The organism is Acidimicrobiales bacterium (assembly GCA_022452035.1).
In the GTDB taxonomy this organism is placed as follows: domain Bacteria; phylum Actinomycetota; class Acidimicrobiia; order Acidimicrobiales; family MedAcidi-G1; genus UBA9410.
Map to the genome: position 1 here is coordinate 82,230 of JAKURV010000002.1, position 20,412 is coordinate 102,641.

Genomic DNA, 20,412 nt, shown 5'->3' on the forward strand with positions numbered 1-20,412 from the left:
GGTTCGGCACGGCCACAAAAGTTGTTGAGGAGACGTCGGCCCTGGGCGGCTTTGAAGCAAGTGCGGAGGCTTGAATCATTTGGCCCCAAATGATTAGTGTTCGTGATATGCAGTCCCAAACGGCACTCACCAGACAAGGTTTAAGCCATGGGTGAGATCGTGGGAGCGGCTGTCGTCTCGCATGTTCCACCCATCGTCATGCCGGAGGTTCTTCGCCGAGAACTCAACGACGGAGATGACTTTTCACTCGTGACCGGGCTCCATCGGTTACGCACTGAGTGTCTAGATCGTCTGGTGCCCGACACCATCGTCGTATTTGACACGCACTGGTTCACGACTGTGGAACACGTTGTCACCTCACACGAGCAACGGACAGGAAGATTCACATCTGATGAGCTACCGAGAGGGATGTCCCAAGTCCCCTATGACATGCCAGGTGACCCCGACCTTGCCCGGTCGATCGAGTCCCTAGCTTCTGGTCGGGATGACACCTGGATCCTGGCCTGCGACGACCCCTATCTCCCGGTTCACTATCCAACGATCAATCTTCTGGGGTTCCTCCAGGGCGATGAAAGGTGGATCTCGGTCGGGGTGTGCCAAACGGCGACTCCAGAGGATTTTCTCCTGTTTGGGGATCTCTTGGCGCAGGCTGTCGACGCGTCCGACCGGCGCGTTGTTTTGCTGGCTTCCGGGGGGTTAAGCCATCGCTTCTGGCCGTTGAGAGAGTTTGCCGACCATGAATCGGCCTCTCTGGAAAACATTCGTACCCCAGAGGCTCGCGACGCTGATCAGAAGGTGCTCCAATGGTGGGAGCACGGTGACCACTGCCAAGTGATCGAATACCAGGCTGAATATAAGAGACATGCCCCTGAGGGCTTCTTCGGCCACTACCTGATGATGGTCGGTGCGATTGGCGGGAGTGGGTGCAGTGCGGCTGGCCGTCGGTATTCAGAGTATGAATCAGCGGCTGGAACAGGCCAGGTTCATATGTGGTTTGAGAGGCCTGCCGAGGGCTGGACCGCCCAGAGTCAGAAGATTCAGAACGCGGATCAGTTAGGAAACTCGTGCGAATAGCGAACGTGGAAGGTCGGGGATCGCTGATCATCGATGGTCGGGTTGTAGATGTTGAATCGGCTACGTCCGGGAAGATCTCCAGTGATCCCATGGAACTCGTCGATCTCAAGAATCACCGCCTAATGGCCGAACTCGGATCAGTTGACGAGTCCGAGGAGGTGATGGATTCCAGATTGGGTCCGCCGGTTCCAAGACCCGGAAAAATTATTGCCATCGCTCTCAATTATCGAAGCCATGCCGAGGAGGCGAACAAACCGATTCCGACTGAACCACACGTAATGGTCAAGTTCTCCACTTGCATCGCCGGTCCTTACGAAGATGTGCTGATGCACGACCTGGAGATGGTCGACTATGAGGTGGAACTTGTCCTAGCAATTGGGCGGCGTGGGGTTCGAATTCCCAGCGCTTCAGCTTGGGACCACATATCTGGGTTGACGGTGGGTAACGATGTGAGTGATCGAAACGAGCAGTTTCGGCCTCCAATCAAGCAGTTCTCAATGGCTAAGAGTTACGACCGGTTTGGGCCCATCGGTCCAGTCCTCGTGACCCCGGATGACCTTCCAAGTCGCGACGATCTCGAGATCTCTCTAAAAGTCGATGGTGAGTTGCGCCAACATGCGAGAACCAGCGACTTCATCTTTCCCGTACCGATCCTGATCGAGTGGCTTTCTCGATACGTCACTCTCGAAGTGGGTGACCTGATCTTCACAGGAACGACTGGTGGCGTCGGTGATTCGATGGACCCACCCACCTATCTGCGCAACGGTCAGGTCGTAGAGGCCTCGATTGAGGGGATCGGCACGATCCGCAACAGATTTGTCGCCGGAGATCTTCCATGAAGATCGTGACCGGTGGTGATCGAGATAGCAGTTATGGGGGATTGTTCACCGGACACGTCGAACTCGAGATGCTTCATGCCACACCAGGTGATCAAGACCCTGATACTGCCCTGGTCCATTTCCATTCAGGAGCGGTGACGAACTGGCACCATCACCCTGGTGGACAATTGCTCTTTGTCGTGTCTGGTAGCGCCCGCGTGGGGACGTTGGCCGACGGAGCGGTGGCTATCAACCCTGGCCACTTGGTTGTTGCCCCACCGGACGAGGCTCATTGGCATGGCGCGACAGATGGGTGTGACTGCACGTTGCTTGCCGTCACTTGGGGTACCACTTGCTGGCACGACAAAGTGCCGGACTTAGCCGACTAGAGACGTGCCCCAGGTTGCAGTAATCGGCTGTGGGCCCGTTGGCGCTCTTCTGGCGAATCTTCTGGGCATAGCCGGGGTAGAGACTTCAGTCCACGAGGCCTCCCTGGATGCCTACCCGCTTCCACGTGCTTGTCACCTAGACGCAGAGATCATGAGGATCTTCCAGGGGGCGGGACTCTCGGATCAGGTGGAGCGACTCGTCGAACCCTCTCGGGGGATGGAATTCGTCGACGCGGACGGGACAAGGCTCTTCACCTACGAGGACTTTGAGAGGTCACCGATCCTCGGTTGGTGTGAGGACTATGTGTTCCAGCAGCCGGAACTCGATCGTGTCCTTCGGGAAGGGCTCGAAAGGTTTCCCAATGTCGAGTTGACTCTTGGGTCAGAGGTCACAGACCTCGACTCCGTTGACGCACGGTTTGTTGTCGCCTGTGATGGCGCCTCGAGCGCGACCCGGCGGGGTCTCGGCATTGGCCTGGCGGACTGGGGGTTTGACCAGTATTGGCTTGTAGTGGATCTCATGTTTGATGACGATCCCCAACTTCCTTCGGTTATCCAGCAGGTCTGCGATCCGAAGAGGCCGGCTACCTACGTGCCCTCTGCCCACGGCCATCACCGCTGGGAGTTTCGCCTTCTAGAAGGCGAGAATCACGATCAATTTGAAGAGCACCAAAGGGTTCGTGAACTGCTACGACCTTGGATCCCCGATGATGCCGGCGAGATCGTGCGGGCTGCTCCCTACCGGTTTCATGCCGTCGTGGCCGAAAGGTGGAGAGATGGTCGGTTCTTCCTTGCGGGCGACTCGGCTCACCAGATGCCACCGTTCATCGGCCAGGGGATGTGTTCGGGAATCCGTGACGCCGCCAATCTCGCGTGGAAACTGCGATCTGTTCTCAACTACGGAGCCCCAGAAACACTTCTCGACACCTACGAGCTGGAACGCCGCAGCCATGTCGAGCGGTGTATCGCCATGTCGATTGAGGCTGGACGCATCGTCTCAGGACAAGTCACAGAGTTTCCCACCCCTGACGCCGACGAATCGGAGCGCTGGTCACGTCTCCCACCGCTAATGGAAGGGATCTTTTCTTCAGGGTCCGACAAGAGAATTGGACATCAGGCACGTCAACCGAGGGTTCTTTCCAATGGAACCGCGCTCCTGCTCGACGACGTCGGTGGTTCTGACTGGTATCTCGTGTCCCGAGTCCCACACCAGACAGGAAACTGGTGCCAAACAGTCCTCGTTGACGACTTGGTTGACCTAGACAGTGACCTTGATCTCCTTCTAGCTGGACGAGCAGCAGTGCTAATCCGGCCAGATCGCTATGTCTTTGGCTCAGCGAACGAAGAATCCATCGGCGAACTTGTCAAGACCGCCGAAAGACTGGTCTGGGGTGGGGTGCCCTGACAATCTGCAACTACAAAGGTTCCAGGGTTAGCGGCAAGTGTTTCAGGCCGTTGATGAAGTTCGAACGGATTCGTTCTGGGTCGCCATCGGCTTGGATGCGTCTAATACGCCTCACGACTTCTTCCAGGAAGACCCTGACTTCCAACCTGGCCATCCAAGCCCCTAGGCAGATATGCGGGCCTCCACCTCCGAACGTCACGTGCGGGTTGGGATCTCGGCTGAGGTCAAGCGTGAATGGGTCGGCGAAAGCACGCTCGTCGTAATTGGCGGAGATGTACCACGTCACGACCTTGTCGCCGGCAGAGATCGGCACCCCAGCCAACTCCGTGTCGCAAACCGCTGTCCTTCTGAAATGGATCTGGGGGCTAGCCCATCGAAGGATCTCTTCTGTCGCGGCGCCCATCAGGTCGGGTTCTTCTCGCAGCCGGTCCAACTGATCGGGAAACTTTGCCAGGGCCAAGGCTCCGTGGCTCAGGCTGTGGCGGGTGGTCTCGTTCCCCGCGATAACCAGCAGAAGGAAAAAGGTCTGAAACTCAGAGGGAGTTAGTTCTTCTGAGGCCGCGAGAATCGAAACCACGTCTGCTTCAGGCCGCTTCGCTCTTTCGTTGGCGAGTTTCTGGGCGTACTCGAACACCTTGAGAGAACTGGGACTCCTGAACGGAAGTAGTCGATAGGGCTCGGTGTCTTCCTTGTCGTACAGCAACTCGGAGAAGTCCGGGTCGTTGTGGTACACGACGGCGTCGGCCCAGTGGAACAGTTGTTCAGCGTCCTGATCAGGGACACCGAGCAACTTACTGATCATCTGGATCGGGAACTTTCGGGCAACTGTCTCGACAAAGTCGACTCGGTGATCCAAGAGGGCCTCGTCCATGTTTTCTGCGATTAGAGCTCTAGCGGTGCTTTCCCATTTTTCGATAGCTCCGCGGGTGAAATTGCGGGAAACAAGTTTCCTGATCCTGGTGTGCTCGGGGGGGTCTGTCTCCAGCATCGTTCGACGGGCTTCACGCGCTTCGGGGTCCTTTTCCAGCTCCTCGAGTTCGGTTCCTCCCACCTGTGACGAGAAGGTTCGGTGGTCGCGGTGAACTTCGACGAGATTGTCAAGACGCGTGATTGCCCAGAAACCAGAGTTTCCGTCCGGTTCGTCGAACCACGCAACAGGAGCGGAGGCACGTAGCGTCGCGAACTCGGCATGGGGGACACGCTCTGCCCAGACGTCATTGTCCAATATCTGGATGCCGGGTGCTGTTTCCTGCTTTCGGGCCATGGAGTTGGTGCTTAGTGGAGGAACCGGTCAACTAGGCGGTCTGCCTGTCGACGGGTTTCCACTTGGTGATCGACTGATTCAGAGATCATTGACATCGGATCGATACCGGGGTCTGCCAACTCCTTCGGGCCGGTCTCGTCATGGTCGATAACCAGTGCCTCTCCCACGGAATCGAACTCTATGGCGTTCTGTACTGCCCGGTACCAGCCTGCGACTTAGCGTTTGAAGAGGAGCGGTCCTCTGCTTCTAAACCAATACGACTCCAGATCGTCCAGGAGTCGCGGTCGACAATCGTCCGACGCTCACAGGCGAGGAGAGCGTTAGGAACCGGCGCCTCTGGTCGTCGGTTCTTGAGCGTCGAGGAACTCGCGGACGAGCCGGTTGAACTCCTGGGGGGCCTCGTTGGGGGTTAAGTGTCCGATGCCGGGTAGTTCTACAAGGTTCGCGTTGCGGATGCCGTCGGCCAGCAGCCGTGCCACGGCGGGAGGTGTCGACGGGTCGAGTTCGCCTACGACGACCAGCGTTGGCACGTGGATCGTGGCCAGGGCGTCCCGGACGTCGTGGTCCGGCAAACAGCGCACAGCGTCCTCGTATGCCCCGGATGTCAGGCGCTTCATGGCCGCCACGGCTAGGTCGAAGTCGGGACCGGAGAACCCGGGTCCGGAGATGCCGACCATCACGGACTCGGCGATGTCTGTGGGGGTGAGACCGGCTCGCAGGGGTTCGAGTCGCTGCTCGATCCATTCCTCACGGGTCGTACCGTCGAGGCCGAAGGCGGGGCTGGTGTCGGCAAGTACGAGTGATCGGACACGGTCGGGGTGTTCGAGCGCGACGTGGAGTGCGTGTTGTCCGCCGAATGACAGCCCGACCAGGTGCGCTGAGTCCACGCCGAGCCGATCGAGCAGGGATACGGCGGCACTGGCGATTGCTGGAAAGGTCAGGGACTCGAGGGGTTCGGAGGCTCCGAAGCCAGGGAGGTCCCATGCGACACACCGCCAGCGATCAGAAAGATCCTCGAGTTGACGGTCCCAAGCGATTCGGCTGTGACCGAGGCCGTGTAAGAAAAGCACGACGTCACCGGTCCCGGCCTCCCGCCAGGCAATCGGGCGCTCATCGACGTCGATCAACACGGAGGTGTCCGACATCCGAGTAACGCTATCTGTGGTCGTCGTTCCCGGATTGGGCTGGGGCCAGGTAGTCGCTCAACTCACCAACTGGTCTTACGCCTCATCGGTACAAGTCGGGCACCGGTGGTTCGGATGGCTAAAGCAGACGACCGGACACCGGTACTTCCCTGAACTGTGGACGGTCTGGACCCGGTTCGGGACCTGACCGTCACCGCCAAAGGCCCGAGTGACCGACCAAATCGGCCGTTAGCCTCGCTCCTGCGGGGTGGAGCAGTCTGGTAGCTCGTCGGGCTCATAACCCGAAGGTCGCAGGTTCGAATCCTGCCCCCGCTACCAAGTAGAAGGCCCGGTCCTATTGACCGGGACTTCGTCGTTTTGGACCACGCCCTAGGGTTGTTAACCGAATGATGTCTGGCACTCCCCAAGCCTGGTCAGTTCGGGCCCGGAACCTTCCTGAGCACGCGGAAAACCCGATTCATACCGACGAAGGTGGCCGGGCTGCCGGGTTCAATACTGCCCTGGTTGCCGGGGTCACTGTTCATGCATACATGGTCCGGCCGGTTGTCGAGGCGTGGGGTGAGGGCTGGCTGGCAGCTGGTTCGTCCACCGTGGAGTTCCTGGCCCCGGTGGAGGCTGGAGACCTGGTCGATTGTGTACCCGAACCCGTTGGCAACGGATCGGTTGAGGTACAGGCTTTGGTCGACGGTGACCTGCGAGCCCGACTGGTCGCCCATCCGCCCGGTGGTGTTCATGCCGTGGGAAAGGACTGGTCGGACCGGCCTCTCTGCGAACGCCTTCCGGACCATGTCGAGCCCTTGGTCGACCAATGGATCAACTATGCAGAGCGGGCTGGGGCCGACCTTGCGCTGTGTGCCAAGGCCGCGGTTGTGCACCCGTCAGTCTGGCCAGCGTTGGCCAACGGGGTGATGACCCGCCACCTGGTAGATGGATCGTGGATCCACACCTCGAGCCGCATCGCCCATCACGCTGCGGTGCCTGTCGGTGTCTCCGCACTGGTGGAGGCCACCGTCGTCGACCGGTTCGATACTCGGAGCGGTAGCCGGGCCGTAGTCGACGTACGGATTTCTGTCGACGGGTTACCCGTGGTCACGATCGAACATGAGGCCCTCGTTTCCCTAGGGCCCACCGCCCCTTGACCGATATCGGCACGAAGCGAAACCACCCCAGTCAGCCTCCCAGAGGGGGTCAAGCGGCGGCGCGCGTAAGGGCCTTCCCGTCTACTTCCGGTGGGTGCGCCAGATCCCATCCATCTGTCCAGCCTCGTAGGATCGGACGGCACCCGTTCGCTGGAGGTTGGCCAGATGGCCCTTGACGTCCGACCGCTCACCGCCACCCTGGGAGCCGACGTGTCCGGTGTGGACATGGCCGATGTCGACGGTTCGACCTTGGAGGCGCTCCATCGGGCCTGGCTGGACCACAAGGTCCTGGTCCTGCGCGATCAGAACATCACCACCGAGGAGCACATCGCCTTCGGACGGTTGTTCGGCGACCTTGAGGTCCACCCTTTCGCGGTGTACCGCGGGGCTCGTACCGACCACCCGGAGGTCGTGACCCTAAGGTCCGATGCCGAGACCACTTACTCAGCGTCGGTCTGGCACTCCGACGTCACCTGGCGAGAAGCGCCGTCGATGGGTTCGGTCCTGCGGGCCGTCGAGATACCTCCGGTTGGTGGTGACACGTGCTTCGCTGATGCCACAGCCGCCTACGATCGTCTGCCCGACGCCTGGAAGTCCCGGGTTGATGACCTGGTGGCTGTCCACGACTTCACCCGCGCGTTTGGTGGTCGGCTTGACGCCGCCGAACTGGCCGAGAAGCAGGCGACCTACCCGGCGGTCGAGCATCCGGTCGTCCGTACCCATCCGGCAACCGGTGCCCGAGGGATCTACACCAATCGGTCGTTCACTTCACATGTGATGGGTGTTGACGCCGACGAGTCCACGGAGATCCTCAGGAGACTGGAGCGGGCGATCATGGATCCGAGTGTGCAGTGCCGGATTCGGTGGGAGGTCGACACGTTCGTGATGTGGGACAACCGGGCCGTCCAACACTTTGGGACGAACGACTTCTATCCGGAGACCCGACATATGGAGCGGGTCTCCATCGTCGGCGACCGGCCCGTCTGATCCCGTGGCCCCGCCTCAGGTAAAGGCGGGGATGACTTCGGAGCAGAAGAGTTCCATGGACCGTTTCTGCTCGGTCAGCCCGAGGCCGAGGCTGGCGTAGTAGACGAACTCGTCGACCCCCAGTTCTTGGTAGCGCCGCAGCTTGGCCACTACCTCGTCGGGGGTGCCGAACACCAGGTTCTCGCTCAGGGTCACCGGCTCGTAGTCAGCAGCGTTGGCTACCTGGTCCATGGGGATTGTCCTTGGGAAGCCGTTTTGGACGTCGCCTAGGTTCTTGAACAGGTTCTCGAATTGGCTTAGCTGACGCTGGGCCGCCTCGACGGGGACCATCCACTGGTCGGCCGAGTCGTAGACGGCGGTGTGGCGCATGACGGCCCAGGTAGGCGTGTCGTATCCGGTATGGGCGGCAATCGAGGCGTCGAGTTGTGAACGGTAGAGCTCGGCTTCGGCGAACGGACGGGCGATGGGCCACGACAGGATGTTGCAGTCGTTCTTCACCGCAAAGTCGAAGGTGATGGGCGAGCGGGCGGCCACCCAGATTGGTGGGTGGGGCTTCTGCACCGGCTTAGGTACCGAGGTGGAAGTTGGGAATGACCAGAACTCACCGTCGTGGGCGTAGTCACCGGCCCACAGTTTCTTGAGGACAGGCAGCATCTCCTGCATATGGCGCCAGGCGTCGGACTGCTTCAGGCCGGGGTGCATGCGGTCGAACTCGCGTTGGTAGGCACCCGATCCGATTCCAAACTCCAGTCGACCGCCGCTGATCAGGTCGAGGAAGGCCGCCTCTCCGGCCAGGTTCACCGGGTGCCAGTAGGCGGCGACAGCTACCGCCGTACCGAGGCGGATCCGGTCAGTGTGGCTGGCCCACCAGGTGAGGATCTGGAGGGGGTTGGGGGCGATGGTCATCTCGAGGGCATGGTGTTCGGCGGCCCAGGCGATGGTGAACCCGCCCTCCTCGGCCATCTGGACCATCTCGAGGGTGTGGTGGGCCACCTCGTTCATGTCGCGGCTGTCATCGAGTCGCTCGAGGTTGATGGCGAGTTGGAACCTCATGTCAGCCGGCCTCCCCGTCGGAGATGGTCGGGGTCCGGTGGGCGAACGAGTCACGCCGAAAGCTGTAGAGGGCATCGGGGTCGACGGCCACGTCGATCACCGCTGGCCGACCGGCGTCTAGGGCGGCGCGGACGGCTTCGGCAACCTCGTCGAGGCGTTCCACCCGGTAGCCGGCGGCTCCGTAGAGCTCGGCGACTTGGTCGAAAGGCGGGTTGTGCAGGTCGGCACCGATGTAGCGGCCGTCGAAGAACTCGCGCTGGTAGGCCTTCTCGGCACCCCAACAGCCGTTGTTCATCACCACGGTCACTGTGTCTACGCCGTAGTCGACCGCCGTGCTGAGCTCGGACAGGATCATGCCAAAGCCCCCATCCCCCATAAGGCTGACTACTGGCCGCTCGGGCCTGGCCAGTTTCACGCCTAGCCCGCAGGCGAACGAGAACCCGACTAGGCCGAAGTCCAGGGGGCTGAACAGGCACGGCGGCTCGAAATGGTTCAGGGCGTCGGTGGCCTGTAGGCAGAGCGTTCCGGAGTCCAGGGTGACGGCGGCGTTCCGGGGTAGCACGGCTCGCAGTTCGCGAAACAGGCCCGCCGGCTGGATCGGGTAGGCGTCCGACACCTCGTCCCGACGGGCCCGGTGGTCGGCTCGGTCGTCAGCGAAGGATCGGGCCCAGGCCTCTGCGGTCGTCCGTACCCGGTGATCGGCCAGGGCCTCGACGAGTTGCTGGGCCACCGTGGGGGCGTCGGCGTGGATTCCGACATCGACGGGAAAGAACCGGCCGATCGCCGTGGGCTCCAACTCGACTTGGATAATCGCCGCTTCCCGGTTGACGTTTTCCCAAGAGAAAAAGGTCGAGTTGAAGCCGAGGCGGGTTCCAAGAGCCAGGATTACATCGGCTTCGCAAACCAGTCGAGAGGCCACCAGGTTGCCCCGGGGGCCCATCTGCCCAGCGCACAGCGGATGGTCGGACGGAATCGCGTCGCCGTGTCCGGGCGAGGTGACGATCGGGGCATCCAACGCCTCGGCCAGGGCGCTGACCGCGGAGTGGTCGCCGCCGTTCTTGATGCCGGCACCAGCCACGATGACCGGACGGTCGGCGTCGGCCAGTAGGCCAGCGGCCCGGCAGATTGGTTCGTCGGCTCCGGCGGGTGCTTCGTGAGCCCGGGAGGTGGCTGGGTCCCAGGGTGGGGGGAACTCGGCGGTTCCGGCGAGGACGTCGCGGGGCAGGTTCAGGTGCACTGGTCCGCGACGTGGAGCCAGGGCGACCCGGAACGCCTCGCGGATCATCTCAGGGATCCGGTCGGTCGACGGCACGGTCCATGTCCTCTTGGTGAGGGGCCGGAACAGGGCGTCCTGATCCACCTCCTGGAAGGCGTCCCGGTGAACGTGAGCCGTGGACAGTGCTCCAGCGATGGACACAACCGGCGAGAAGGCCGCCGCCGCCTGGGCTACACCAGTGACGAGGTTGGTAGCACCGGGGCCATTCTGTCCGGCCAGCACAACGCCGGCCCGTCCGGAGGCCCGGGCGTAGCCGTCGGCCATGTGGGTCCCGGTCCGCTCGTCGCGGACGCCGACGTAGGTCACGTCGTCGGCGTCGTACAGCCCATCGAAGACTTCCATGGCGGCCGATCCGATGAGCCCGAACACGTGACGCACTCCCTCGGCTTGGAGGGCTTCGACGGTGGCCTGGCCACCGGACAGCGTGGCCGGCCGCGTTCGCCTCGCCTGGCCGCTCATCACAGGTCCCCCCACAGGCCGTTCAGCATCGTTCCTTCGAGAAATCCACTGTTAGTTCGGCGAAGGCTCCGCGGCACATCCATTCTCCGGTGCCGGAGGCCGGCGACGACAATGGTGGCCCGGTTACCGGCCCCCTCCGGGGAGTTCATGGCTGCGGAGGCTAGGCGGTAGGGGCGTCAAGCCCGCAGCCCTGTGGGCCTCACGGGATCGACGGGACCCGGCCAACCCACCTGTCGCTCAGCACTGACGTTCTACCGTTGGGCCTCGGTCTGGTTCGGCGGACCGGCAGAGGGCCCCCTCCGGCCCTGGAGGCCTTTACAGGCTCTGCCCAGGAGTCACAGGAGCTCCCACGGTGACTCCCTGAACAGGGAACATAGAATCAGCGGATTCAGAAAATCGATCACATCACTTTGACGGATGTTTGAGGGCCATGAATGATTTCCGGATGGTGATGGCCTCGGACCCGACCGTTGAGACGGTCGTGGACCTTCTGGCCGATCTGGTGGCCTTCCCGACTGAGAGCCGGTCGTCGAACCTCGATCTGGTCGACCTGTATGCCGAGCGGGCCGCCGCTGTCGGCGGCACCGCCACCGTGGTTCCTGGCGAGGCGGGTCAGGCCAACCTGCACCTCCGCTTCGGACCTGACGCCTCCGGTGGCGTCCTGCTGTCGGGGCACACCGACGTTGTCCCCGCCGGATCCGGATGGTCCACCGACCCGTATGTCCTCACCGAGGTAGACGGGCAACTCCGGGCCCGGGGGTCGGCCGACATGAAGGGCTTCCTTGCCGCCGCCCTCGTCGTGATGGAGTCGGTCGACGTGGACGGCCTCCGCGCTCCGGTCCACCTGGGGCTCAGCTACGACGAGGAGATCGGCTGCGTAGGCGTCCACGGCCTGCTGGACACCCTGTCCGCCGACGGGTCCTGTGCCCCCGAGGTAGTGGTGGTCGGGGAGCCGACCAGCATGAGGCTCTGCAATGCCCATGCCGGGAAGGTGGCCTGCCGGATCGAGCTGGCCGCCGCCGCCGGGCACTCCAGCCGGGCGGCCACCGACCCCAGCGCCGTACACGAGGCTGTGGCCCTCGCCGTGGCCATCGAGGACCTCAACGACCCGTCGCGCGGTGTCAGCGCCAACGTCGGGACACTCCGCGGCGGTGTCGCCGTCAATGTGCTGGCCCCAACCTGCACCATGGAGTTCGAGGTCCGCCACTCCGTCGACGTCGACCCTGACGAGGTGCTGGCCGACCTACTGGCCCGGGTGGTCTCCGCCGACGCCCGCCTGTCAGCTTTCGGCGGCTATGCCACCACCGAGGAGTTCATCCGCTACCCGGCCCTAGCCACTGACCCGGAGATCAAGGCCGTGGCCAGAGTCAAGGCCCTTGTCGGCCGTGGCGAACCGGGACCAGTCGGGTTCGGAACCGAAGCCGGCCTCTACTCCGACCGCCTGGCCACCCCCGCCGTAATCGTCGGCCCCGGCGACATCGCTGACGCCCACCGGCCCGACGAGCACGTGGCCCCCGACCAGCTCGACCGGTGCATTGACCTGCTTCGACGCACCGTCGACTCGTTCTGCATCAATCCCGAAACGGGAGGCACCCCATGACCACCGCTGCCCGCCTGACGGACCCCACGAGCGTCCCCTGGACCGAGCCGCCGACCGCCAGGGACATCCTCGCCCGGATCGACGAGCTCGGCCCCGGTTGGCGCGAGCGCCGACGGGCGCTTGACGAGGCCGTCGAGTTCCCCCACGAGAACTTCGCCGAGGCGAAGGCCGCCGGTCTCCACGCCCTAACCCTGCCCACCGAATACGGCGGCGCCGGGGTCTGGCTTCCCGGTCGCTACAGCCACTGGTACGAGGCGCTGGAACGGATGGCCTGGTGGGAGACCAACACGGCCCAGCTGCTGCAGGTCCACAACCACGCCGCTGGAATCATCGCCTGGCACTCGACCCCCTCTCAGCGCGACTACTTCCTACCCCGCATCGCCTCCGGGGACTTTTGCGCCTCGCTGGGCTCGGAGGCTCACCTGTACGAGAACGGCGCCGAGGTGCTGGAGTCCGAACTAACCAAGGTTGACGGCGGCTACCGCCTCACGGCCCGCAAGGGCTTCGCCTCGGTGGCTGCCACGGCGAAGTACCTGATGGTTTGGTGTGCCGTCGAGGGCGACACGCCGTACGCCCACCGGATGCTGTTCGCCGTGGTCGACGTGGACTGGGACGGCGTGGAACTGCTCGACGACTGGCAGATGCTGGGGATGCGGTCGACCATCTCCTGCGGGGTGCGGTTCACCGACGTGTTTGTCCCCGACGACCACGTGGTCGGTACCCCCGGTGGGTGGGTCACCGGGGACCCTCGCACCTTCTCGTGCGGCTACGCCGCCAACCACCTCGGCTCGGCCCAGGCGGCTTTCGATTTCCTGGCCGAGTACATCACTGAGCGTCCCGACCTGCGGGACTCGGAGTCTGTCCGGGTGAAGTTGGGCCAGATGGACGCCCAACTGTTCGCAGCCAGGGCCTGCCTGCGGTCTACGGGATCCCGCCTGGACCGGGGCGACGACCCCGACGATTGCGAGGCCGACGCCGTGCGCACTATGCACCTCGCCAAGGATGCTGTCCTGACCATTCCCTACCAGGGCTTTGACCTCGTAGGGGCCCGGGCCTGTCACGAGCGGTACCCCCTGGGCCAGATGATGCGCGACGCCCGCACCTTCACCCTGCATTTCCGCGACGACCTGTACGTCGAGCGGCTCGCCCAACTGGCGCTCGGCAACGGATTCTCGGCCAAGGGTGGTCGCGGAGGCTCTACCCCGTTCGAGGCCGGCACTGGAGCCACCGCCCAGGCCACGGCCGGGGCATGATGCCCACCGCTTGAATCCGGATCCGCACCACTGAGGAAGCTCGACCACCATGGCCCACCAGCGACTCCGTCCCTTCAACACGAGGGACACCTACCCCGAACAGAACCTCGACAACGACCTCAGCCAGGGCGTGGTGGCCCGCGGCACGATGGTGTTCCTGCGGGGTCAGGTCTCCCAAGACCTCGAGACCCGAGAGTCGCTTTACGTCGGCGACGCCGGGAAGCAGGCCGAGAAGGCGATGGCCAATATCGCCATGCTGTTGGAAGAAGCGGGGTCGGCGCTGGACCAGGTATGTCGGTTTGTCGTCTACCTCACCGATATCGGCCACCGGGAGGCCGTGTACCGCGAGATGGGAAGGTGGCATGTGGGCGTCCATCCCTGCCAAACCGGGATTGTCGTTTCCGCCTTGGCCCGCCCCGAGTGGTTGGTCGAGATTGAGGCCACGGCGGTCATCCCCGACTGACCGGTCTGCCGTCCGCTGCCCTGATGCGCTCCTCCCAGACTGACGAGGTCCTAGCCGGTTTACGAGCCGTGGCCAATGGCTCGTTGTCGGCAGCTACCAACATGCCGCCGGCCATGTACCACGACGACGAGATCCTGACCCTCGAACGCGACCGGGTGTTCGCCCGTGACTGGGTGTCACCCGGCCTGGCCGCTGAGATTCCCAAGCCCGGGGACCGCCTTACCTGGTCGATTGCCGATCGCCCAGTGTTTTGCGTTCGGGGAGCCGACGGCTTGATCCGTACCTTCTCCAACGTCTGCCGCCACCGCATGATGACCTTGGTCGATGGCGACGGGACTGGGCTTCGGATCACCTGTCCGTACCACGCCTGGACCTACGACCTCGAGGGCCACCTAGTCGGAACCAACCACATGGAGGCCACTGATGGGTTCGACGAGGCCGACGTCTGCCTGCCCGAGGTCCGCACCGAGGTCTGGCAGGGCTGGATCTACTCCACCCTGAACTCCGACGCCTTGCCAGTGGCCGAGCTCCTGGCGCCCATGGAGGAGTTCGTGGCCCGCTACGGAGTGCCCGACTACGTCCCCGTCCATCGACAGGACGAGACGTGGGGCGGAAACTGGAAGTTCCTTGTCGAGAACTTCATGGAGGGCTACCACTTACCGGTTGCCCACAGATCCACGCTCGGCACCTGGATGCCCATGGACTCGGTGGTGTTTCCTGACCGGCGCCACGAGGGCTTCACCTACCAGATGTTCGAAAAGGACGAAAACGCTCAGTACGGACGGGCCCATCGGGACAACGACCGGCTGGAAGAGCCCTGGCGGTCCACCACCTTTATGCCGACGGTGTTCCCATCACACATGTACATCCTGGCCCCCGACCACCTCTGGTACCTGTCGCTACGCCCGGACGGCGTCAATCGGGTCGACCTGCGGTTCGGGATCGCCCTGGCCCCGGAGGTCCACGCCTCGCTGGACGACCCCGAGGCGTGGATTGCCGAGATGGTCGGGTTCTTCACTGCGGTGTGTGAGGAGGACCGGCGGGTTGTAGAGGGCATCCACGCCGGGTCCCGCTCTCCGATGGCCTCACCGGGACCCCTGAGCTGGCTGGAGCACGAGATCCACGACCTCATGGGCTACCTCGCCGACCGGCTGGCCTAGGTTCCGCGCATGACCTTCTCGATCACCGGCCACTGCGCCCTCACCGGCATGTTCGGGGTGGCCATCACTACGTCGTCCATTTGCGTTGGATCACGGTGCCCGCACGCCCGGGCCGGCGTCGGGGCCGTAGCTACCCAGAACGTCACCGACCCGACCTTGGCCGCTTGCGTGTTCGAACGCCTGGAGGCCGGAGACTCGGCGGTGGAGGCCGTGGCAGCCGTCATGGAAGGTCGGGCACACGCCGACTACCGCCAACTGGCTGTGGTGGACGCAGCCGGCCGGACCGGGCACTTCACCGGCGCCCACATCCTGGGCACCAACCGGGTCGTGGAGGGCGAACACTGCGTAGCCGCCGGCAACCTGCTGAGCACTAGGGAGGTCCCGGCCGCCATGTGCGCGACGTTCGGGGCCCATCCAGACGCCCACCTGGCCGACCGCCTCCTCCTCGGGCTGGAAGCCGGACAGGCCGCCGGAGGGGAGGAGGGCCTGGTGCACTCGGCGGCCCTGCTCGTCCACCATGAGCAGCCGTTCGCCCTCGTCGACCTGCGCTGCGACTGGGACGACGTCGACCCGGTGGCTGTGGTGCGGCACCTCTGGACCGACTACAAGCCCCAGATGCAGCCCTACCTCGACCGGGCCGTCGATCCGGCGGTCGCGCCCAGCTACGGCGTGGCTGGCGACCCGTGATCGGGCGGTTGGCTTGCTGACTGATCGGCAGGTCGCCGAGTTCTGGCGCGACGGCGTCGTGACCGTGCCCGATGCCGTCAACCCGACCCAGCTGGCCGCCCTACGGGCCGACCTTGACGGCTGGGTGGAAGAGAGCCGCTCCCATGAGGAACCCTGGGGCGAAACCCTGGACGGGCGGCCTCGGTTCGACGTGCAACCCGGTCACTCCGCGACTCGCCCGGCCCTGCGCCGGGTGGCGGCGCCGTCCGAGGTGTCCAATGCCCACTACGAGGTCATGGTGGACAGCGCCATGGTGGACATGGTGACCGCCCTCATCGGACCCGACGTCAAGGTCCACCACTCCAAGGTCAACACCAAGCTGCCTGGTTCGGCCACCGAGGTGGAGTGGCACCAGGACTTCCCCTACACGCCGCACTCCAACACCGACCTGGTGACCGCCCTGCTTATGGTCGACGAGGTCACCGAAGAGAACGGACCGTTGGAGGTGGCGCCCGGTTCGCACGACGGCCCCCTGCACTCCCTCTGGCACGACGGGACGTTCACCGGTGCCATCGCCCCCGACGTGGCCTCCGGCCTGCGGCGCGATGCCGTGCGGTGTACCGGTGAAGCGGGATCTGTCTGCCTGATGCACACGAAGTTGGCGCACGGTTCGGCGCCCAACCGATCGGACCGGCCGCGCACCCTGTTCATCTGCGTCTACGCGGCGGGTGATGCCCTGCCGTGCGGGCCAAGCCCGGTTCCCACCGTGCATCAGGGGCTGTTCGTCCGGGGCTTCGACTCTGGCCGCGTCCGTTCGGTGCCCTATGAGGTGGATATGCCCGAACTCCCGATCGGAGCCTCGTTTTTCTCCCAGCAGGAGGCAGCCGGCACCTAAAGGCGCATATGACGACCAACGAGTCTCACCTAAGCGGTCGGGGCCCGCGCCACCTGGGCGCTGGTGGTTTGAGGCCCCGCCGCTAGCGGACGACCAGGTCCAGGTCGGAGCGGCTGAGCCGCTTGCAGCCGTCGTCGGTCACCACCACCGAGTGGCCCAGCGTCATGGCCCGGCCGGCGTCGAAGTCCAGCAGGATCATGTGGAGGAAGAACACGTGGCCCGGCTGGAAGACCAGTGGGTTGCCCTCATAGATCATTGGCCAGTCCGTCCATACCGGGGCGTAGACGGCACCCATGCCGTAGCCACAGGCGTTGAGGCGGTGCTTCTGGTAGCCGGCACCGTCCAGGACTCGGGCGTGGGTGGTGAACACCTCGCCCAGGGTGGCGCCCGGTCGGACCGCCTCCTCGCAGGCCAGCAGGGCCTCGTGGCAGGCAGCGTGCATGGTCCGGTGCTCCGGCGAGGCCTCTCCGACCAGCAGGGTCCGCATCATCGCTGCGTGGTAGCGACGTTCCACCCCGCACCACTCCAGCGTGAGCTGGTCCATCGGGTCGAGTTGGCGCCGGCCGGTGACGTACCGGACCATCAGCGCCCCCGGTCCCGAGCCGATGATCATCTCGTTGCCGGCGTAGTCGCCACCACCGCCCAGTACGGCACCCTGCATATCGGCCAGGATCCGGGCCTCGGAGACCCCGACGCCAGCCAGGTCGATGGCTACGTCCCAGGCGTCGTCGGCTAGTTCGGCCGCCCGCCTCGTATAGGCCAGTTCCTGCGGGCTCTTCACCCGCCGCAGTTCCTGGACCAGCGTTGAGGCATCGGTCCAGGCCAGGAAGCCGTCGAGCTTGGCCTCCAGCATCCGCCAGTGGATGGCCCGCAGCCCGTAGGAGTCGAGCTCGATGCCCACTCGCGAGCCCGCGAGTCCTAGGTCGGCCAGCATCTCGCGGAGGTCGACTGTCGGATCCATGCCGTCAACGTCTACGTAGACGCGGACGTCGGTGACGTCGGAGGTGTAGGCGGCGGTCCCCCGGTCGGGCGCTCGGTTCAACAGGGCAATCCGGCCGTCGGCGGTCATGGCCATGCACTGAAAGCTGGAGAACCCGAACGTGTCGTAGCCGGTCAGCCAATACATCGACTCCTGCTTGAACATGAGCAGAGCATCGAGGCCGGACGCCGCGATGGCGCGGGCCGTGCGGTCCTTACGGTCCTGCATCTCCTCGGGGGTGAAGTGGATGGGCACTGGGTTCCCTCGGGTCTCGTCGGTCAGTAGGGGCGGCGCTCGGCGCTGCCGTGGTAGAGCACATCGGACAGGGCGGCGTTGGCCGCCGCTCGCACAGCCCGTCCCTCAGCCGTGCACTCACCGATCGGACGGGGGACCACGGTGAAAGAGGGATCGACGGGCCCTGGACCAACCGGAAGGACGTGGTGCTCGCCTCGGCTGGGACGGACCTCGGCCCCGACGTAGGACTGGAATGCCACCCCGACTCGCCGGTCTGTGCTGCTGTTGGGACGGGAACCGTGGACTAGGTGGGGATGGTGGAGCGACATCTGGCCCGGTCGGAGTTCCACGTCCACGGTGGTGGCCTCGTCGATTCCGTCGACGTACTGGCCCCGGGTCAGGATGTTGTCGGGTCCGAACTGATCCACATGGGGTTGGATGCCGTCCCGGTGGGTGCCCGACGCCACGGACACACAACCACTCTCCGCGGTGCTCGACGTCAGGGCCACCCAGGCGGTGACTAGGTCGGCGGAGTCGACACCCATGTAGGTCGCGTCCTGGTGCCAGCTCACATGGGCTGCGCTGTCTGGTTCCTTGATGAACAGCACCGAGTTGAGCAGTGCCGTGGGCCGGTCGACAAGGGCGGCAGCGCAATCGAGGATCACCGGGTGGAGGGCGAGGTCGGCCAGGAACGGCAGCACCAGGTGGGCGTTATTGCGATGGCCCCCGTGCAGGTCGTCCGGGTACCGGACCTCGGCGCTTTCCAAGGCGGCAAGCAAGCCGGCCGCCTCCTCCTCGGAGAGGACGTCGACCGGGGCCACCCACCCGTGGTCCTGGTAGTGGACCACCTGTTTGTCGGAGAGTACAGGCACGGGACGGGACGCTAGATCCGCCCGTGTCCCCGATCTAGCCTCCACGGACTCGGGGCAGGGTGTCCCGCACAACGCTGCTAGCCCAAAGGAGCACCGATGCCGGACGTGGACCTGCCGTTCAGTCGTCAGGAGTACGCCGACCGTCTAACCAAGGTGCGGGCGTCGATGGAGGCCCGGGGGATTGAGGTCCTGGTGGCCGCCGATCCGTCGAATATGTCATGGCTTACCGGCTATGACGGCTGGTCGTTCTACACGCCGCAGGCCGTGGTCGTGACCCACGACGGGGAGCCCTGGTGGTGGGGCCGGCGCATGGACGCCAACGGGGCCCGGCGCACCGTCTATATGGACGAGGCTCAAATCCTCGACTACTCGGACGACCATGTCATGTCCACCGAACGGCACGCCTTTGGTCAACTGGCCGGCCTGCTGGACGGGATGGGCCACGGATCAGCCCGCGTTGGCGTCGAGCTCGACAACTACTACTACTCGGCTGCCGCCCACCAACACCTGTGCGCTGGCCTACCCGACGCCGAGGTGCTGGACGCCACAGCACTTGTGAACTGGCAGCGGGGCGTGAAGTCCGACCGGGAACTGGAGTACATGCGCCGCGGCGCCCGGATTGTGGAGCGCATGCACGCCCGCATCCGCGACGTCATCCAGCCGGGCATGCGCAAATGCGATCTGGTGGCCGAGATCTACGCCACCGGAGTCTCAGGTACTGAAGAGTTCGGTGGTGACTATCCGGCCTTCGTCCCCATGATGCCCACCGGCGCTGACGCGTCGGCGCCCCACCTGACCTGGGACGACAAGCCACTGAAGGTCGGAGAGGGGACATTCTTCGAGATCGCCGGCGCCTATCGGCGCTACCAGTTGCCCCTATGTCGCACCACGTTCCTCGGGACCCCGCCTGACGACATGCGCCGGGCCGAGAAGGCGGTACTGAACGGACTCGATGCCGGGCTTGCTGCCGCCCGGGCCGGAAACCGGGCAAAAGACGTGGCCACCGACTTCTACGCCACCATGGAGGCCGCCGGCTTCCACAAGGAGGGCCGCTGTGGCTACCCGATCGGGATCAGCTATCCGCCGGACTGGGGGGAGCGGACCATCTCGTTTCGGACCACCGACGAGACGGTTCTCCAGCCCGGTATGACATTCCACTTCATGCCGGGCCTCTGGATGGACACCTGGGGACTGGAGATCACCGAGAGCATCGTGATCACCGAGGACGGTCCAGCCGAGGCGCTGGCCGATGTCCCCCGGGCCATCTACGTGAAGGGCTGA

Annotated in this window: 20 protein-coding genes and 1 tRNA gene; 13 read left to right on the forward strand and 8 right to left on the reverse strand. The window is 64.3% G+C overall.

The window, feature by feature from the left end:
- The first annotated feature begins 147 nt into the window (after positions 1–147).
- From MK181_01450 to MK181_01460, 3 genes are all read left to right on the forward strand, one after another.
- Positions 148–1,074 carry a hypothetical protein gene (locus MK181_01450; protein MCH2418458.1) on the forward strand — a complete coding sequence of 309 codons (927 nt, stop codon included), beginning with the start codon at positions 148–150 and terminating at the stop codon, positions 1,072–1,074.
- 89 nt (positions 1,075–1,163) lie between these two features.
- Positions 1,164–1,913 (forward strand): fumarylacetoacetate hydrolase family protein, encoded by a 750-nt coding sequence (locus MK181_01455; GenBank protein ID MCH2418459.1) that lies wholly within the window; start codon positions 1,164–1,166, stop codon positions 1,911–1,913.
- A 372-nt stretch (positions 1,914–2,285) separates the two neighbouring features.
- A complete protein-coding gene (locus MK181_01460; GenBank protein ID MCH2418460.1) occupies positions 2,286–3,686 on the forward strand; it encodes a bifunctional 3-(3-hydroxy-phenyl)propionate/3-hydroxycinnamic acid hydroxylase in 1,401 nt (466 codons plus the stop codon).
- Between the two features lie 10 nt (positions 3,687–3,696).
- Here MK181_01460 and MK181_01465 read toward each other — a convergent pair whose 3' ends face one another.
- The 3 genes from MK181_01465 to MK181_01475 form a co-directional block, all read right to left on the reverse strand.
- Positions 3,697–4,950, reverse strand: coding sequence for a cytochrome P450 (locus MK181_01465; protein MCH2418461.1), 1,254 nt, complete (start codon positions 4,948–4,950; stop codon positions 3,697–3,699).
- Between the two features lie 11 nt (positions 4,951–4,961).
- The gene (locus tag MK181_01470) at positions 4,962–5,117 is read right to left on the reverse strand and encodes a hypothetical protein (GenBank protein ID MCH2418462.1); all 156 of its coding nucleotides are present in this window, start codon (positions 5,115–5,117) and stop codon (positions 4,962–4,964) included.
- Positions 5,118–5,270: 153 nt separating this feature from the next.
- On the reverse strand, positions 5,271–6,095 hold the full coding sequence (locus tag MK181_01475; GenBank protein MCH2418463.1) for an alpha/beta hydrolase: 825 nt from the start codon (positions 6,093–6,095) through the stop codon (positions 5,271–5,273).
- Positions 6,096–6,336: 241 nt separating this feature from the next.
- On the opposite strand from MK181_01475, the gene MK181_01480 reads away from it, so the two are divergent.
- The 3 genes from MK181_01480 to MK181_01490 all read left to right on the forward strand — a co-directional run bounded on the left by MK181_01480 (position 6,337) and on the right by MK181_01490 (position 8,221).
- Positions 6,337–6,413: transfer RNA gene (locus tag MK181_01480), tRNA-Met, on the forward strand.
- Positions 6,414–6,484: 71 nt separating this feature from the next.
- Entirely contained in the window at positions 6,485–7,234 is a 750-nt protein-coding gene (locus MK181_01485) for a hypothetical protein (protein ID MCH2418464.1), read from the forward strand.
- A gap of 165 nt (positions 7,235–7,399) precedes the next feature.
- Positions 7,400–8,221, forward strand: coding sequence for a TauD/TfdA family dioxygenase (locus tag MK181_01490; protein ID MCH2418465.1), 822 nt, complete (start codon positions 7,400–7,402; stop codon positions 8,219–8,221).
- Between the two features lie 15 nt (positions 8,222–8,236).
- On the opposite strand, the gene MK181_01495 is transcribed toward MK181_01490, so the two are convergent.
- The 3 genes from MK181_01495 to MK181_01505 are packed head-to-tail and all read right to left on the reverse strand — an operon-like array spanning position 8,237 to position 11,158.
- Entirely contained in the window at positions 8,237–9,274 is a 1,038-nt protein-coding gene (locus MK181_01495; GenBank protein ID MCH2418466.1) for an LLM class flavin-dependent oxidoreductase, read from the reverse strand.
- A 1-nt stretch (position 9,275) separates the two neighbouring features.
- Complete coding sequence (locus MK181_01500) at positions 9,276–11,009, reverse strand: thiamine pyrophosphate-binding protein (protein ID MCH2418467.1); 1,734 nt, start codon at positions 11,007–11,009, stop codon at positions 9,276–9,278.
- Positions 11,009–11,158, reverse strand: a complete 150-nt coding sequence (locus tag MK181_01505) for a hypothetical protein (GenBank protein MCH2418468.1) — start codon at positions 11,156–11,158, stop codon at positions 11,009–11,011. Before MK181_01505 ends, MK181_01500 begins: the two co-directional genes overlap by 1 nt.
- A gap of 281 nt (positions 11,159–11,439) precedes the next feature.
- Between MK181_01505 and MK181_01510 the strand changes: the two genes are divergently transcribed.
- The 6 genes from MK181_01510 to MK181_01535 are packed head-to-tail and all read left to right on the forward strand — an operon-like array spanning position 11,440 to position 17,046.
- Complete coding sequence (locus MK181_01510; protein ID MCH2418469.1) at positions 11,440–12,609, forward strand: M20/M25/M40 family metallo-hydrolase; 1,170 nt, start codon at positions 11,440–11,442, stop codon at positions 12,607–12,609.
- Positions 12,606–13,862, forward strand: a complete 1,257-nt coding sequence (locus MK181_01515; GenBank protein MCH2418470.1) for an acyl-CoA/acyl-ACP dehydrogenase — start codon at positions 12,606–12,608, stop codon at positions 13,860–13,862. Before MK181_01510 ends, MK181_01515 begins: the two co-directional genes overlap by 4 nt.
- A 49-nt stretch (positions 13,863–13,911) precedes the next feature.
- A complete protein-coding gene (locus tag MK181_01520) occupies positions 13,912–14,325 on the forward strand; it encodes a RidA family protein (protein ID MCH2418471.1) in 414 nt (137 codons plus the stop codon).
- Between the two features lie 23 nt (positions 14,326–14,348).
- Positions 14,349–15,485: a Rieske 2Fe-2S domain-containing protein gene (locus MK181_01525; protein MCH2418472.1), complete on the forward strand. Its 1,137-nt coding sequence runs from the start codon at positions 14,349–14,351 to the stop codon at positions 15,483–15,485.
- 9 nt (positions 15,486–15,494) lie between these two features.
- On the forward strand, positions 15,495–16,172 hold the full coding sequence (locus MK181_01530; GenBank protein ID MCH2418473.1) for a DUF1028 domain-containing protein: 678 nt from the start codon (positions 15,495–15,497) through the stop codon (positions 16,170–16,172).
- 13 nt (positions 16,173–16,185) lie between these two features.
- Positions 16,186–17,046: a phytanoyl-CoA dioxygenase family protein gene (locus tag MK181_01535; GenBank protein MCH2418474.1), complete on the forward strand. Its 861-nt coding sequence runs from the start codon at positions 16,186–16,188 to the stop codon at positions 17,044–17,046.
- Between the two features lie 82 nt (positions 17,047–17,128).
- On the opposite strand, the gene MK181_01540 is transcribed toward MK181_01535, so the two are convergent.
- The gene (locus MK181_01540) at positions 17,129–18,280 is read right to left on the reverse strand and encodes a Xaa-Pro peptidase family protein (GenBank protein ID MCH2418475.1); all 1,152 of its coding nucleotides are present in this window, start codon (positions 18,278–18,280) and stop codon (positions 17,129–17,131) included.
- 23 nt (positions 18,281–18,303) lie between these two features.
- A complete protein-coding gene (locus MK181_01545) occupies positions 18,304–19,131 on the reverse strand; it encodes a phytanoyl-CoA dioxygenase family protein (GenBank protein ID MCH2418476.1) in 828 nt (275 codons plus the stop codon).
- A gap of 96 nt (positions 19,132–19,227) precedes the next feature.
- Here MK181_01545 and doeA point away from each other — a divergent pair, with 96 nt between their 5' ends.
- A complete protein-coding gene (doeA, locus tag MK181_01550; protein ID MCH2418477.1) occupies positions 19,228–20,412 on the forward strand; it encodes an ectoine hydrolase DoeA in 1,185 nt (394 codons plus the stop codon).

Excerpts from the sequence above, each read along its gene's own strand:
- MK181_01450 (MCH2418458.1), top strand. The coding sequence starts at position 148 with ATGGGTGAGATCGTGGGAGCGGCTGTCGTCTCGCATGTTCCACCCATC.
- MK181_01455 (MCH2418459.1), top strand. The coding sequence starts at position 1,164 with ATGGAACTCGTCGATCTCAAGAATCACCGCCTAATGGCCGAACTCGGA.
- MK181_01465 (MCH2418461.1), bottom strand. The coding sequence starts at position 4,950 with ATGGCCCGAAAGCAGGAAACAGCACCCGGCATCCAGATATTGGACAAT.
- MK181_01475 (MCH2418463.1), bottom strand. The coding sequence starts at position 6,095 with ATGTCGGACACCTCCGTGTTGATCGACGTCGATGAGCGCCCGATTGCC.
- MK181_01485 (MCH2418464.1), top strand. The coding sequence starts at position 6,485 with ATGTCTGGCACTCCCCAAGCCTGGTCAGTTCGGGCCCGGAACCTTCCT.
- MK181_01490 (MCH2418465.1), top strand. The coding sequence starts at position 7,400 with ATGGCCCTTGACGTCCGACCGCTCACCGCCACCCTGGGAGCCGACGTG.
- MK181_01495 (MCH2418466.1), bottom strand. The coding sequence starts at position 9,274 with ATGAGGTTCCAACTCGCCATCAACCTCGAGCGACTCGATGACAGCCGC.
- MK181_01500 (MCH2418467.1), bottom strand. The coding sequence starts at position 11,009 with ATGAGCGGCCAGGCGAGGCGAACGCGGCCGGCCACGCTGTCCGGTGGC.
- MK181_01505 (MCH2418468.1), bottom strand. The coding sequence starts at position 11,158 with ATGAACTCCCCGGAGGGGGCCGGTAACCGGGCCACCATTGTCGTCGCC.
- MK181_01510 (MCH2418469.1), top strand. The coding sequence starts at position 11,440 with ATGAATGATTTCCGGATGGTGATGGCCTCGGACCCGACCGTTGAGACG.
- MK181_01515 (MCH2418470.1), top strand. The coding sequence starts at position 12,606 with ATGACCACCGCTGCCCGCCTGACGGACCCCACGAGCGTCCCCTGGACC.
- MK181_01520 (MCH2418471.1), top strand. The coding sequence starts at position 13,912 with ATGGCCCACCAGCGACTCCGTCCCTTCAACACGAGGGACACCTACCCC.
- MK181_01525 (MCH2418472.1), top strand. The coding sequence starts at position 14,349 with ATGCGCTCCTCCCAGACTGACGAGGTCCTAGCCGGTTTACGAGCCGTG.
- MK181_01530 (MCH2418473.1), top strand. The coding sequence starts at position 15,495 with ATGACCTTCTCGATCACCGGCCACTGCGCCCTCACCGGCATGTTCGGG.
- doeA (MCH2418477.1), top strand. The coding sequence starts at position 19,228 with ATGCCGGACGTGGACCTGCCGTTCAGTCGTCAGGAGTACGCCGACCGT.